The following is a 12,840-nucleotide window of genomic DNA, read 5'->3' as shown; positions in this document are numbered from 1 at the left end:
CTTGGGGTTGCACAGCAGATGACTGCGATTTCACTCGGCATGCCGTCCGTTCCGACCAAGCTCGCCGAGCGCCGCAAGAGCCGGCAGATCCAGGTCGGGACCGTGGCCGTGGGCGGGGACGCACCCGTCTCGGTGCAGTCGATGACGACGACCCGCACGTCCGACATCGGCGCCACCCTCCAGCAGATCGCCGAGCTGACGGCGTCCGGCTGCCAGATCGTCCGGGTGGCCTGCCCCACCCAGGACGACGCCGACGCGCTGTCGGTGATCGCGAAGAAGTCGCAGATCCCGGTCATCGCCGACATCCACTTCCAGCCGAAGTACGTCTTCGCCGCGATCGATGCGGGCTGCGCGGCGGTCCGGGTCAACCCGGGCAACATCAAGCAGTTCGACGACAAGGTCAAGGAGATCGCGCGGGCCGCGAAGGACGCGGGCACCCCGATCCGGATCGGCGTGAACGCGGGCTCCCTGGACCGCCGGCTGCTCCAGAAGTACGGCAAGGCCACCCCCGAGGCGCTCGTCGAGTCGGCCCTGTGGGAAGCCTCCCTCTTCGAGGAGCACGACTTCCGCGACATCAAGATCTCGGTCAAGCACAACGACCCGGTCGTCATGGTCAACGCCTACCGGCAGCTCGCCGCCGCCTGCGACTACCCGCTGCACCTCGGTGTCACCGAGGCCGGCCCGGCCTTCCAGGGCACCATCAAGTCGGCCGTCGCCTTCGGCGCCCTGCTCTCCGAGGGCATCGGCGACACCATCCGCGTCTCCCTCTCCGCCCCGCCCGCCGAGGAGGTCAAGGTCGGCCTCCAGATCCTGGAGTCCCTCAACCTCAAGGAGCGCGGCCTCGAGATCGTCTCCTGCCCGTCCTGCGGACGCGCCCAGGTCGACGTCTACAAGCTGGCCGAGGAGGTCACGGCGGGCCTCACCGGCATGGAGGTCCCGCTCCGCGTCGCCGTCATGGGCTGCGTCGTGAACGGCCCCGGCGAGGCCCGCGAGGCCGACCTCGGCGTCGCCTCCGGCAACGGCAAGGGCCAGATCTTCGTCAAGGGCGAGGTCATCAAGACCGTCCCGGAATCCAAGATCGTGGAAACCCTCATCGAAGAGGCCATGAAGCTGGCCGAACAGATGGAGAAGGACGGCGTCATCTCCGGCGAGCCTTCGGTGTCGGTGGCGGGCTGACTGACGGCCCCCGGGGCCGGGCGGCACGGGCCCCGCGCCCCTCAGGGGCGCGGGGAACTGCGCGACCAGCCCCCACCGATCCGCGGACGAAGCACCGGCCTGACGAGCGAAGTGGCCGTCACCGGGGGCAAACCCACCCCCGGTGACGGCCACTTCGGACACCGCTCGGCGTCGCCGCGAGGCGCCAGGTACAGTGCGGAGATCAGCAGACAATCACCGTGAAGGCCCCCGCACGTGTTGACCCAGACGACCACCAGGGTCCTCGAACCGAGTGACCTGGACGCCGCGCTCGCCGTTCTCGACCGCGAGCCGGTGGCGAACGCCTTCGTGACGTCCCGGGTGCACGTCGCCGGCCTCGACCCCTGGCGGCTCGGCGGCGAGATGTGGGGCTGGTACGAGGACGGCATGCTGACGTCCCTGTGCTACGCGGGCGCCAACCTCGTCCCCATCTGCGCCACCCCCCGCGCCGTACGCGCCTTCGCCGACCGTGCCCGCCGCGCGGGCCGCCGCTGCTCCTCGATCGTCGGCCCCGCCGAGCAGACCGCCCAGCTCTGGCGGCTGCTCCAGCCGAGCTGGGGCCCGGCCCGCGAGATCCGCGGCAACCAGCCGCTCATGGTCACCGACCGTCTCCCGCACGACCTCGCCCCGGACCCCTACGTCCGCCGGATGCGCAAGGACGAGATGGAGACGATCATGCCGGCGTGCGTGGCGATGTTCACCGAGGAGGTCGGCGTCTCCCCGCTGGCCGGGGACGGCGGACTGCTCTACCAGGCCAGGGTCGCCGAACTCGTCGGCTCCGGGCGTTCCTTCGCCCGCCTCGACCAGCACGGCAAGGTCGTCTTCAAGGCCGAGATCGGCGCCGCGACCCCGCAGGCCTGCCAGATCCAGGGCGTCTGGGTCGCCCCCGAGTACCGCGGACAGGGCTTCGCCGCCCCCGGCATGGCCGCCGTGCTGCGGTACGCCCTCGCCGACATCGCCCCGGTCGCCAGTCTCTACGTCAACGACTTCAACACGGCCGCCCGGGCGACGTACCGGCGGGTGGGGTTCCGCGAGGTCGGGGCCTTCATGAGTGTGCTGTTCTGAGAGCCTGTGTCATCTCCCCGGCCGGGCGCGCGACGCCTGGCACGCACTCCCCCAAGCTCTCGGCTTCTCCCCCACTCTCGGCTTCTCCCCCACTCTCGGCTTCTCCCCCACTCTCGGCTTCGCTCGAGCGGGGGGACCCCCATGAGCGGGGGGACCCCCATGAGCGGGGGGACCCCATGAGCAGGGGGACCCTTATGAGCAGGGGGACCCCCATGACGCCGCGCGCTGATCCGGCCGGGGATATGACACAGGCTCTGACACCCCGTACCTGCATGTAGTCTCCCCGGCATGCTGCGCTTTCCCGGTCAGGGCCCCGACAACGCCGACGACGTGGTCGTCGGCCCGCTGGACCTCGCCGCGCGCGTCGACGAGGCGCTCGGCGTGCAGGCGGTGGCCTTCGGGCTCGGCGCCGAGGAGGTCGCCGTACGCCGGCAGATCGTCCTGCGGCACATGACCTACCCGGGAGCCCGCGCGCTCGGCGCCACCACGGACCGGGGGCGCCTGGCCGGCTTCGTCTACGGCATGCCGAACGACCGCGCCCACTGGTGGTCCACGGTCGTCGAACCGTACCTGCGCGGACAGGGCCAGGAGGGCTGGCTCGACGACTCCTTCGTCATCACCGAGCTGCACGTCCACCCGCACTTCCAGAACCGGGGCATCGGCCGCGCGCTGATCACCACCATCACGGACGGCGCCGCCGAACCCCGCTCCATCCTCTCCGCGATCGACACGGACAGCCCGGCCCGCGGCCTGTACCACTCCCTCGGGTACGAGGACCTGGCCCGCCAGGTGCACTTCCCGAGCGCCCCGAAGCCGTACGCGGTGATGGGCGCGCCGCTGCCGCTGAGAAGGAAGTAGGAGCCCCCGGCCGGGCAGCGGAACGTAACCGATTTCCGCCGTCCCGCACCGCCCGGCTAACCTCCTTGGCATCACCCTTACGCAGCAGGAGTCGAGAATCATGGCCCAGGTCCAGCGCATGTCCCGTTTGATGGTCAAGACACTGCGTGACGACCCGGCGGACGCCGAGACGCTCAGCCACAAGCTCCTGGTCCGCGCCGGGTACGTGCGCCGGAACTCCGCGGGCATCTGGACCTGGCTGCCGCTCGGCAAGAAGGTCCTCGACAACGTCTCGCGCGTGGTCCGCGAGGAGATGGACGCGATCGGCGCCCAGGAGGTGCTGCTCCCGGCCCTGCTGCCCAAGGAGCCCTACGAGGCGTCCGCCCGCTGGGAGGAGTACGGCGACCTGCTGTTCCGCCTCAAGGACCGCAAGGGCGCCGAGTACCTGCTCGGTCCGACCCACGAGGAGATCTTCACCCTGGTCGTGAAGGACCAGGTGTCCTCGTACAAGGACCTGCCGGTCATGCTCTACCAGATCCAGACCAAGTACCGGGACGAGGCGCGTCCGCGCTCCGGCGTGCTGCGCGGCCGCGAGTTCCAGATGAAGGACTCGTACTCCTTCGACACCACCGACGAGGGCCTGGCCGAGTCGTACGCGCTGCACCGCGCCGCCTACCAGAAGATCTTCGCCCGGCTCGGTCTCGACTACCGCATCGTCTCCGCCGTCTCCGGCGCCATGGGCGGCTCGGCCTCCGAGGAGTTCCTGGCCCCGGCCGCGGCCGGCGAGGACACCTTCGTCGACTGCCCGGCCTGCGACTACGCGGCCAACACCGAGGCGGTCACCTTCGCGCTGACCCCCGTCTCCGGTGAGCACGGCCCGGTCGAGGAGCTGGACACCCCCGACACCCCGACCATCGAGACGCTCGCCGAGCACCTCGGTGTCCCGGCCTCCGCCACCCTGAAGAACCTGCTGGTGAAGGTCGACGGCGAGATCGTCGCCGTCGGCGTCCCCGGGGACCGCGAGGTCGACCTCGGCAAGCTGGGCGAGCACCTGGCCCCCGCGGTCGTGGAGCTCGTCACGGCCGAGGACTTCGAGGGCCGCGACGACCTCGTACGCGGGTACGTCGGCCCGCAGGGCCTGGCCAAGGTCCGCTACATCGCCGACCCGCGCGTCGCCCCCGGCACCGCCTGGATCACCGGCGCCAACAAGGCCGACACCCACGCGCGCAACGTGGTCGCCGGGCGTGACTTCGAGGTCGACGACTACCTCGACGTCGTCGTGGTCGAGGAGGGCGACCCCTGCCCGAACTGCGGCGCCGGGCTCAAGCTGGACCGCGCCATCGAGATCGGCCACATCTTCCAGCTCGGCCGCAAGTACGCGGACACCTTCCAGCTCGACGTGCTCGGCCAGCAGGGCAAGCCGGTCCGCGTGACCATGGGCTCGTACGGCATCGGCGTCTCGCGCGCCGTGGCCGCGCTCGCCGAGCAGTCCGCCGACGAGCAGGGGCTGTGCTGGTCCAAGGAGGTCGCCCCGGCCGACGTGCACGTGGTCGCCGCGGGTAAGGCGCTCCAGACCGAGCTGGCGCTCGAGGTCTCCGAGAAGCTGAACGCCGCGGGCGTGCGGGTGCTGGTGGACGACCGGGCGGGGGTCTCGCCCGGCGTGAAGTTCACCGACGCCGAGCTGATCGGGGTGCCGACGATCCTGGTCGCCGGGCGGCGGTCCGGCGAGGGTGTCGTGGAGCTCAAGGACCGGCGGACGGGTGAGCGGGAAGAGGTCACCGTCGAGGAGGCGATCGCGCGGCTGACGGCGTAAGCGGTTTTCGTGGGGTCCCGTCGCCGGGGGTGGTGGCGGGGCCCTCGCGTTCTCGCCCCCTCCGCTCCTTCCCGTCCCGTGTCTCTGGGGGCTGCCGCCCCTAGACGCTCGCTTTCGGCCTGGACGGCCTCGTCCTCAAGCGCCGGACCGGCTGAAATGCCTACAGCCAGCCGGCGAATTCCAGCAGCAGTTCCGCGTCCTGGTCGCGGCTCACCTTGCGGGCCCGTACGCCCGATTCGACCGCTCGGAAGAGGGTCCAGCCGCGCAGGCGGTCCTGGTCCAGGTCCAGGGACTCGGCCAGGCGTTTGACCCGGCGGCGGGTGGTGGACGGTCCCGAGGGCGCGGCGATCAGGTCCTCCACGCGGTCGCGGACCAGCCGCGCCAGGTCGAAGGCGCACTCGCCGACCACAGGGTCAGGACCCACCGCCAGCCAGGGCATCCGCTCGCCCGCGAGCACCTTGCTCTGCCGGAAGGTGCCGTGCAGCAGCCGGGTCTCGGGAGGGGCGGCGAGCAGGTCCTCGCGGGCCGCGAGCGCCGCGTCCACCAGTGGCGCCGTCTCGTCGTCGGCGCCCGCCCGCATCGCCTCGGCCTGCCGTCCGGTGCGCTCAGCCACGGTCTCGAAGGCATGGCCCGCCGGCGGTTCCACCCACAGCCGCCGCAGCGTCCCGGCCGCTTCGAGCAGCGCCTTCGCCTCGGGCAGCGAGCGCACCGACATCTCCGGGTGCAGCCGCTCCAGGAGCAGCACGTCCGGGGTGTCGCCGGGATTCAGGAGCTGGACCGCGCCGAAACCCGACCACTGTGCGAGCGCCGCCCGCTCGTGTTCGGGACGGGCCCGCCCGGGTGCCAGTTTCAGTACGGCGGGCGCGCCGTCGGCCTGGCGGACCAGCAGCACCAGGCTGCTGCGCCCGCCCGGCGCCTGCACCCGCTCGACCGTCAGCTCGCGTGCTTCGGTGGCCTGCCGGACCAGCTCGGGCAGCCGCTCCAGCCAGGCGGCGGCCCCGTCGGGGCCGTCCTGCCGCGTCTCGCCGAGCGCCCGCACGACGCGCTGCGGCGGTTCGAAAGCCATGCGCGAGTCGTTCCCTTCCGGACCGCGGCCCAGTCGCGTTCCCGATCGTGTCCCAGGTCGTGTCCGGGAAGCGTTACGCCGGTGAGGTCGCCGAGGCGGAGGGGCCGGCCGCCCGCTCCGCGAGACCAGGGAAGGCTACGCTCTCGCCGCGCCAGCGCACCGCCCGCACCGCCGCCTCGCGCAGCGCGTCGGCCGCATCGCGCCGCCGCGTCCCCTCGGCGGCCCGCACCAGATCGCCGTAGAGCCCGGCCACCCGGTCCTCCAGCTCGGCGGCCAGCCGTACCGCCGCGTCCGCGTCGGAGACGGGGAAGGGCAGCGCGTACGCGGCCGCCGCCGCGGCGGGCTCCGCGCCCAGGTCGCGTACGGCACGCTCCAGCTCGTCGCGGCGTGCCCGGTGTGCCGTGTAGGCGGACCGGGCCTCCGCCCGCCGTGCCTCGCCAATCCTGCCGCCGACGACGCCGTACCCGTACACCGCGGCGTGCTCCGCGCCCAGGGCGGCCTGGAGGGCGCGCAGTTCGGCCTTCGACGCCTTCGGTGTCCTCGATGCCTTCGACGTGGTCATGCGCCGTCCTTTGTGAGCAGATAGGCGTGGGCCGCGCCCGCGGCCGCCACCGATGCCAGCAGCCTGGCCAGTTCCCCGGGTACGTCGAGCAGCGTCTTCGCCCGCTGGTCCGCCAGCGCCCGCTCGGCCGTCGCCAGCTCCGACAGGGCGTCCTTCTCGCTCGCGGGCACGGCGGAGGCGCTGGGGGAGGCGCTCGGTGAGCCCGGGGGCGATGTCGCGGAGCCGGACGGGGAGGGGGAGGCCGAGACGCGTACCCCCGCGGCCAGGGCCTTCGCGTGGCGGACGGTCTCCGCGCGCAGCGGGCGCAGCCGCTGCGCCAGCGACGGGTGCGCGGTGATCACGGCGGCGTACCGCGCGGCGAGCGTCTCGCTGTCGCGCGCCGCACGCGCGCGTGCCCGGTCGCCGGCCGACGGACTCTCGCCGCCGGACGAGTCGGGAGAGGAACAGCCCGCGAGCGCCAGGGCACCCGCGGCCGAGGCGAGCAGGGTCCTTCGGCGCGGTCCGGGCGAAGGGCGCGGCGGCAGGGTCAACGGCACGGCAGACGTCCTCGGCAGGCTCGTACGACAGGGGAGGGCGGCACGCCCGTGATCACGGTACCCGCGCACGGCCCGGTCCTCGCGCGGGGCTCTCCATGATCGTGAGCGCCCCTCGCTCGTCCGGGCTCGTCCGCGGGCGGGCCCCGGGCATGTCGCGGTGGACCGCAACACCCTCCGGGACCGGATACCCTTTGACCTGACACACGACCTACCCACAACAGCACACGCGGCCGAGGAGTCACCCGGATGAGCACCACCCAGAGCGAGAGGCTGCGAGAACTGCTGGAACCGCTCGTCGGCTCTCAGGGACTCGATCTGGAAGAGATCGCGGTGGAGTCCGTCGGACGCAAGCGTGTGCTGCGGGTCGTCGTCGACTCGGACACGGGTGCCGACCTCGACCAGGTCGCCGATGTGAGCCGCGCGCTCTCGGCGAAGCTCGACGAGACGGACGCGATGGGCGAGGGCGAGTACACCCTCGAGGTCGGAACCCCCGGTGCCGAGCGCGAGCTCAAGGAGCACCGCCACTACGCCGGCGCGGTGGGCGGGGGGGTCACGTACCCGCGGGCCGACGGCGGCGAGCTGGTCGCCCGGATCCTCGCGGCCGACGACGAAGGACTCGACCTCGAGGTGCCCGGCGTGAAGGGCCGCAAGGCCACCGCCAGAAGGCTCGCCTACGGGGACATCGCCAAGGCGCGCGTCCAGGTCGAGTTCAACCGCAAGAACCAGAACGCAGACGACGCAGAGAACGAGAACGAGGAGGAGGCGTAGCCGTGGACATCGACATGAGTGCCCTGCGGGGCTTGGTCCGGGAGAAGGAGATCTCCTTCGACCTGCTGGTCGAGGCGATCGAGTCGGCCCTCCTCATCGCCTACCACCGCACCGAGGGAAGCCGCCGCCACGCGCGCGTGGAGCTCGACCGGGACAGCGGCCACGTCACCGTGTGGGCGAAGGAGGACCCCGAGGACCTCGACGAGGGGCAGGAGGCGCGGGAGTTCGACGACACCCCCTCCGGGTTCGGCCGGATCGCCGCGACCACCGCCAAGCAGGTCATCCTCCAGCGGCTGCGCGACGCCGAGGACGACGCCACGCTCGGCGAGTACGCCGGGCGCGAGGGCGACATCGTCACGGGCGTCGTCCAGCAGGGCCGCGACCCGAAGAACATCCTCGTCGACATCGGCAAGCTCGAGGCCATCCTGCCGGTGCAGGAGCAGGTACCCGGCGAGCAGTACCAGCACGGCATGCGCCTGCGCTCGTACGTCGTCCGGGTGGCGAAGGGTGTGCGCGGTCCGTCCGTGACCCTGTCGCGCACGCATCCCAACCTGGTGAAGAAGCTCTTCGCCCTGGAGGTCCCGGAGATCGCCGACGGCTCCGTCGAGATCGCCGCCATCGCCCGCGAGGCGGGGCACCGTACGAAGATCGCGGTCCGCTCCACGCGCTCCGGGCTCAACGCCAAGGGCGCCTGCATCGGCCCCATGGGCGGCCGGGTGCGCAATGTGATGGGCGAGCTGAACGGCGAGAAGATCGACATCGTCGACTGGTCGGACGACCCGGCCGAGATGGTGGCGAACGCGCTGTCCCCGGCCCGGGTCTCCAAGGTCGAGGTCGTCGACCTCGGGGCCCGCTCCGCGCGGGTCACGGTCCCCGACTACCAGCTCTCGCTGGCGATCGGCAAGGAGGGCCAGAACGCCCGCCTCGCCGCCCGGCTGACCGGCTGGCGCATCGACATCCGCCCGGACACCGAGCAGCCCGACGAGAAGCGGGACTGACCCGGAAGTACCCCTTGCGTCCCGCGGCCGGGAATGAATCCCGGCCGCGCGGGCGTTTGGATCACGACAGTTTTCTGCGCAGCATCTGTTCGAGTCTTGCCCCAAAGGGGTGAGGTCGGCACGGGGAGGTAGACTTAGGAGTGTCTGGCCGGACGCGTGCCCGCGCCTGCCCTGAGCGCACCTGTGTGGGGTGCCGGGAGCGAGCGGCCAAGAACGAGCTGCTGCGCATCGTGGCGATCGAGGACGCCTGCGTCCCCGATCCTCGCGGTACGCTGCCCGGCCGGGGTGCCCATGTGCACCCCGCCCTGTTCTGTCTCGACCTGGCGGTCCGCCGCCGGGCGTTCCCGCGGGCGCTGCGCGTCCCGGGACCGCTCGACACGACGGCGTTGCGCCAAGCGGTCGAGGAGACGGTTGCCGAGCAGGCGACACCGTAAGACGTGCCGCGCGGAACCCCGTGCGGCTGGTACCTCGCGAGTCGGAAGTAGGTCGAGATTGCGATGAGCACTCGATGAGTACGCGATGAGTACGCCCATGAAGTAGCGACGGTCCGGACGCAACCCGGACCTAAAAGGAGCGAAGTGGCTAAGGTCCGGGTATACGAACTCGCCAAGGAGTTCGGGGTTGAGAGCAAGGTCGTCATGGCCAAGCTCCAGGAACTCGGTGAATTCGTCCGTTCGGCGTCCTCGACGATCGAGGCGCCCGTTGTCCGCAAGCTGACCGACGCATTCCAGTCGGGCAGCAACGGCGGCAAGTCCGCCGCCCGCAAGTCTTCGCCGGCCCGTCCGGCTCCCTCTCCGGCGCAGGCCCGCCCGGCCGCGCCGCGCCCGCCGGCCCCCAAGCCGGCCGCGGCCGAGAAGCCCGCGGCTCCGGCCGCGCCGGCCACTCCCGGCCCGCGTCCCACCCCGGGTCCGAAGCCCGCGCCGCGGCCCGCCCCGGCGGCTCCGGCGCCGGCCGCGCCCGAGTTCCAGGCGCCCCCGTCGGCTCCGGCCGGCTCGGCCCCGTCGGCTCCGGCCGGCCCGGGTCCGCGTCCGGGTGCCCGTCCCGGTGCCCCGAAGCCCGGTGCCCGTCCGGGTCCCGCGCAGGGCGGCCAGAACCGCGGCGAGCGCGGTGACCGTGGCGAGCGCGGCGACCGTCAGGGCGCCCCGCGCCCCGGCGGCCAGGGCGGTCCCCGTCCGGGCGGCCGTCCGGCCGGTCCCCGTCCGGGCAACAACCCCTTCACCTCCGGCGGTTCCACCGGCATGGCGCGCCCGCAGGCGCCCCGGCCGGGCGGCGCGCCGCGTCCCGGCGGCCCCGGTGCCCCGGGCGCCCCGCGTCCGCAGGGTGCCGGTCAGGGCGGTCCGCGTCCCCAGGGCGCGGCGGGCGGTCCCCGTCCGCAGGCTCCGGGCGGCGCCCGTCCGACCCCGGGCGGCATGCCCCGTCCGCAGGCCCCGCGTCCCGGCGGCGGCCCCGGCGGCAACCGTCCGAACCCCGGCATGATGCCGCAGCGTCCCGCCGCGGGCCCGCGTCCCGGTGGTGGCCCCGGTGGCCGCGGTCCCGGTGGCGGCGGTCGTCCCGGTGGCGGCGGCGGTCGTCCGGGCGGCGGCGGTTTCGCCGGCCGTCCCGGTGGCGGTGGCGGTTTCGCCGGTCGTCCCGGTGGTCCCGGTGGCGGTGGCGGCGGTTTCGCCGGCCGTCCGGGCGGTCCCGGTGGCGGTGGCGGTCGTCCCGGCTTCGGCGGACGTCCGGGTGGTCCCGGCGGCCGTGGTGGCACGCAGGGCGCCTTCGGCCGTCCCGGCGGTCCCGCGCGTCGTGGCCGCAAGTCGAAGCGGCAGAGGCGCCAGGAGTACGAGGCCATGCAGGCCCCGTCGGTCGGCGGCGTGATGCTGCCCCGCGGCAACGGACAGACCGTCCGCCTGTCGCGCGGTGCGTCCCTCACCGACTTCGCGGAGAAGATCAACGCCAACCCGGCGTCGCTCGTCGCCGTGATGATGAACCTCGGCGAGATGGTCACTGCCACGCAGTCCGTCTCCGACGAGACCCTCCAGCTGCTCGCCGACGAGATGAACTACGTCATCGAGATCGTCAGCCCGGAGGAGGAGGACCGCGAGCTGCTCGAGTCCTTCGACATCGAGTTCGGCGAGGACGAGGGCGGCGAGGAACTCCTCATGCCGCGTCCGCCGGTCGTGACCGTCATGGGTCACGTCGACCACGGTAAGACCCGACTCCTCGACACCATCCGCAAGACGAACGTCGTCGCGGGCGAGGCCGGCGGTATCACCCAGCACATCGGTGCGTACCAGGTGGCGACCGAGGTCAACGAGGAAGAGCGCCGCATCACCTTCATCGACACCCCGGGTCACGAGGCGTTCACCGCCATGCGTGCCCGTGGTGCGAAGTCGACCGACATCGCGATCCTCGTGGTGGCGGCCAACGACGGTGTGATGCCCCAGACGATCGAGGCGCTGAACCACGCCAAGGCGGCCGAGGTGCCGATCGTGGTCGCGGTCAACAAGATCGACGTCGAGGGCGCGGACCCGACCAAGGTGCGCGGTCAGCTGACCGAGTACGGGCTGGTGGCCGAGGAGTACGGCGGCGACACCATGTTCGTCGACATCTCCGCCAAGCAGGGTCTGAACATCGACCAGCTGCTCGAGGCCGTGGTACTGACCGCGGACGCCTCGCTCGACCTGCGGGCCAACCCGGAGCAGGACGCGCAGGGCATCGCGATCGAGTCCCACCTCGACCGCGGCCGCGGTGCCGTCGCGACCGTCCTGGTCCAGCGCGGAACCCTGCGGGTCGGCGACACGATGGTGGTCGGCGACGCCTACGGCCGCGTCCGCGCGATGCTCGACGACAAGGGCGAGAACGTGGAGGAGGCGGGTCCCTCGACCCCGGTCCTCGTCCTCGGTCTCACCAACGTCCCGGGCGCCGGCGACAACTTCCTGGTGGTCGACGAGGACCGTACGGCCCGTCAGATCGCCGAGAAGCGTGCCGCCCGCGAGCGCAACGCCAACTTCGCCCGGCGCGGCGTCCGGTTCTCCCTGGAGAACCTGGACGAGGCGCTCAAGGCCGGTCTGGTGCAGGAACTCAACCTCATCATCAAGGGCGACGCGTCCGGTTCGGTGGAGGCCCTCGAGTCCTCGCTGCTCCAGCTCGACGTCGGCGACGAGGTCGACATCCGCGTCCTGCACCGCGGTGTGGGTGCGGTCACCGAGTCCGACATCAACCTGGCGACCGGCTCCGACGCCATCGTCATCGGCTTCAACGTCCGCGCCGCGGGCCGCGCGGCGCAGATGGCGGAGCGCGAGGGCGTCGACGTCCGGTACTACTCGGTGATCTACCAGGCCATCGAGGAGATCGAGGCGGCCCTCAAGGGCATGCTCAAGCCGGAGTACGAAGAGGTCGAGCTCGGTACGGCGGAGATCCGCGAGGTCTTCCGCTCGTCCAAGCTGGGCAACATCGCGGGTGTGCTCATCCGCTCCGGCGAGGTCAGGCGCAACACCAAGGCGCGCCTGCTGCGCGATGGCAAGGTCATCGCGGAGAACCTCAGCATCTCCGGTCTGCGCCGCTTCAAGGACGACGTCACCGAGATCCGCGAAGGCTTCGAGGGTGGTATCAACCTCGGGAACTTCAACGACATCAAGATCGACGACGTCATCGCGACGTACGAGATGCGGGAGAAGCCGCGCGCGTAGCGCGTGCTGCTGGCTGTACCTGGTGCGGGGCCGGCCGACGGGATCTCTCCCCGCCGCCCGCCCCCCGCCGGGGTTTTCGCCCCCTCCGCCCCTTCCCTCTCCCGTACCTCTGGGGGCTGCCGCCCCCAGAGGTACGGTTCGGCCTGGACGGCCTCGTCCTCAATCGCCGGACGGGCTGAAGATTCCAGCCCCTCCGGCGTTTGAGGAGCGGGGGTCCGGGGGCAGCGCCCCCGGGTACGGGACGGGCAGGGGCGGAGGGGGCGAAATCCCGTCGAGCGGGGGACGGGTTCGTTGTACGGTTCCGGTGTTCCTGCCGGTGAACGGCGGGCC

Annotated in this window: 11 protein-coding genes; 8 read left to right on the top strand and 3 right to left on the bottom strand. The window is 72.4% G+C overall.

Going from position 1 to position 12,840, the window contains the following annotated elements:
* Nucleotides 1-18: 18 nt before the first annotated feature.
* The 4 genes from ispG (at nt 19) to ACFV6E_RS26915 (ending at nt 4,909) form a co-directional block, all read left to right on the top strand.
* Nucleotides 19-1,176 carry a flavodoxin-dependent (E)-4-hydroxy-3-methylbut-2-enyl-diphosphate synthase gene (gene ispG, locus ACFV6E_RS26930; RefSeq protein ID WP_385177963.1) on the top strand — a complete coding sequence of 386 codons (1,158 nt, stop codon included), beginning with the start codon at nt 19-21 and terminating at the stop codon, nt 1,174-1,176.
* 234 nt (nt 1,177-1,410) lie between these two features.
* Nucleotides 1,411-2,259, top strand: coding sequence for a GNAT family N-acetyltransferase (locus ACFV6E_RS26925; RefSeq protein ID WP_385176411.1), 849 nt, complete (start codon nt 1,411-1,413; stop codon nt 2,257-2,259).
* A gap of 288 nt (nt 2,260-2,547) precedes the next feature.
* The gene (locus ACFV6E_RS26920; RefSeq protein WP_385176414.1) at nt 2,548-3,117 is read left to right on the top strand and encodes a GNAT family N-acetyltransferase; all 570 of its coding nucleotides are present in this window, start codon (nt 2,548-2,550) and stop codon (nt 3,115-3,117) included.
* Between the two features lie 100 nt (nt 3,118-3,217).
* Nucleotides 3,218-4,909, top strand: coding sequence for a proline--tRNA ligase (locus ACFV6E_RS26915; protein ID WP_385465132.1), 1,692 nt, complete (start codon nt 3,218-3,220; stop codon nt 4,907-4,909).
* A 160-nt stretch (nt 4,910-5,069) separates the two neighbouring features.
* Here the strand turns inward: ACFV6E_RS26915 and ACFV6E_RS26910 are convergent, their stop codons facing one another.
* From ACFV6E_RS26910 to ACFV6E_RS26900, 3 genes are all read right to left on the bottom strand, one after another.
* Nucleotides 5,070-5,975, bottom strand: a complete 906-nt coding sequence (locus ACFV6E_RS26910) for an aminoglycoside phosphotransferase family protein (RefSeq protein ID WP_385465129.1) — start codon at nt 5,973-5,975, stop codon at nt 5,070-5,072.
* Nucleotides 5,976-6,048: 73 nt separating this feature from the next.
* Nucleotides 6,049-6,537 (bottom strand): ferritin-like domain-containing protein, encoded by a 489-nt coding sequence (locus tag ACFV6E_RS26905; protein WP_385176422.1) that lies wholly within the window; start codon nt 6,535-6,537, stop codon nt 6,049-6,051.
* Nucleotides 6,534-7,073, bottom strand: coding sequence for a hypothetical protein (locus ACFV6E_RS26900; RefSeq protein WP_385465127.1), 540 nt, complete (start codon nt 7,071-7,073; stop codon nt 6,534-6,536). The genes ACFV6E_RS26905 and ACFV6E_RS26900 overlap by 4 nt, the downstream gene beginning before the upstream one ends.
* 246 nt (nt 7,074-7,319) lie before the next feature.
* On the opposite strand from ACFV6E_RS26900, the gene rimP reads away from it, so the two are divergent.
* The 4 genes from rimP to infB all read left to right on the top strand — a co-directional run bounded on the left by rimP (nt 7,320) and on the right by infB (nt 12,510).
* On the top strand, nt 7,320-7,841 hold the full coding sequence (gene rimP / locus ACFV6E_RS26895) for a ribosome maturation factor RimP (protein WP_385465124.1): 522 nt from the start codon (nt 7,320-7,322) through the stop codon (nt 7,839-7,841).
* Between the two features lie 2 nt (nt 7,842-7,843).
* The gene (gene nusA, locus ACFV6E_RS26890; protein ID WP_385176430.1) at nt 7,844-8,839 is read left to right on the top strand and encodes a transcription termination factor NusA; all 996 of its coding nucleotides are present in this window, start codon (nt 7,844-7,846) and stop codon (nt 8,837-8,839) included.
* A gap of 140 nt (nt 8,840-8,979) precedes the next feature.
* On the top strand, nt 8,980-9,273 hold the full coding sequence (locus tag ACFV6E_RS26885; protein ID WP_385176433.1) for a YlxR family protein: 294 nt from the start codon (nt 8,980-8,982) through the stop codon (nt 9,271-9,273).
* A 144-nt stretch (nt 9,274-9,417) separates the two neighbouring features.
* Nucleotides 9,418-12,510: a translation initiation factor IF-2 gene (gene infB / locus ACFV6E_RS26880; protein WP_385176436.1), complete on the top strand. Its 3,093-nt coding sequence runs from the start codon at nt 9,418-9,420 to the stop codon at nt 12,508-12,510.
* The last annotated feature ends 330 nt before the right edge of the window (nt 12,511-12,840 follow it).

Origin of the sequence: Streptomyces sp. NPDC059785 (assembly GCF_042732375.1) — a bacterium.
Classification (GTDB): domain Bacteria; phylum Actinomycetota; class Actinomycetes; order Streptomycetales; family Streptomycetaceae; genus Streptomyces.
The sequence above is the reverse complement of the archived record's forward strand: the minus strand, read 5'-3'. Positions and strand labels throughout refer to the sequence as shown.

What these genes read in the sequence shown, in the direction of transcription:
- ACFV6E_RS26910 (WP_385465129.1), bottom strand. Translation starts at nt 5,975, where the DNA reads ATGGCTTTCGAACCGCCGCAGCGCGTCGTGCGGGCGCTCGGCGAGACG.
- rimP (WP_385465124.1), top strand. Translation starts at nt 7,320, where the DNA reads ATGAGCACCACCCAGAGCGAGAGGCTGCGAGAACTGCTGGAACCGCTC.
- ispG (WP_385177963.1), top strand. Translation starts at nt 19, where the DNA reads ATGACTGCGATTTCACTCGGCATGCCGTCCGTTCCGACCAAGCTCGCC.
- ACFV6E_RS26915 (WP_385465132.1), top strand. Translation starts at nt 3,218, where the DNA reads ATGGCCCAGGTCCAGCGCATGTCCCGTTTGATGGTCAAGACACTGCGT.
- ACFV6E_RS26905 (WP_385176422.1), bottom strand. Translation starts at nt 6,537, where the DNA reads ATGACCACGTCGAAGGCATCGAGGACACCGAAGGCGTCGAAGGCCGAA.
- ACFV6E_RS26920 (WP_385176414.1), top strand. Translation starts at nt 2,548, where the DNA reads ATGCTGCGCTTTCCCGGTCAGGGCCCCGACAACGCCGACGACGTGGTC.